This window comes from Myxococcus llanfairpwllgwyngyllgogerychwyrndrobwllllantysiliogogogochensis (assembly GCF_006636215.1).
Lineage (GTDB): Bacteria > Myxococcota > Myxococcia > Myxococcales > Myxococcaceae > Myxococcus > Myxococcus llanfairpwllgwyngyllgogerychwyrndrobwllllantysiliogogogochensis.
The window spans coordinates 1-440 of the sequence record NZ_VIFM01000784.1 but is presented as its reverse complement, the minus strand read 5'-3'; the positions used below and the strand labels follow the sequence as shown (position 1 = coordinate 440).

Genomic DNA, 440 nt, shown 5'->3' with positions numbered 1-440 from the left:
TCATCCGGAAGGCCTGGCCCAGCAGAAAGTCGCCGACCAGCACCGAGGCCTCGTTGCCCCACTTGATCCGGGCGGCGACACGGCCGCGGCGCATGTCGCTCTCGTCGACCACGTCGTCGTGCAGCAGGGTCGCGGTGTGCATGAACTCGACGCTGGCGGCGAGCTTCACGTCGCCGTCGCCGGCGTAGCCGCAGAGTTTGGCGCAGGCGAGCGTGAGAATCGGGCGCAGGCGCTTGCCGCCGCTGGCGATCAGGTGGTTGGCCACCTCCGGGATCATCGCCACGTCGGATCCGGTGCGCGACAGGATCGTGGTGTTGACCCGCGCCATGCCGTCCGCCACCAGCGCGACGAGGTCGTTCAGCCCCGCCTCGGGCTCGGGCTTCGGATTCTCGATGGAGAGGGGCATACCCAAGATCCGCGACCTCCAGTCCGGTTCCCCC

At 69.3% G+C, this 440-nt stretch carries 1 protein-coding gene; it reads right to left on the bottom strand.

The features are described from left to right. Positions 1–406 (bottom strand): polyprenyl synthetase family protein (locus FJV41_RS50515; RefSeq protein ID WP_181791597.1); only part of this gene is annotated, 406 nt, incomplete at its 3' end. Positions 407–440 lie beyond the last annotated feature (34 nt).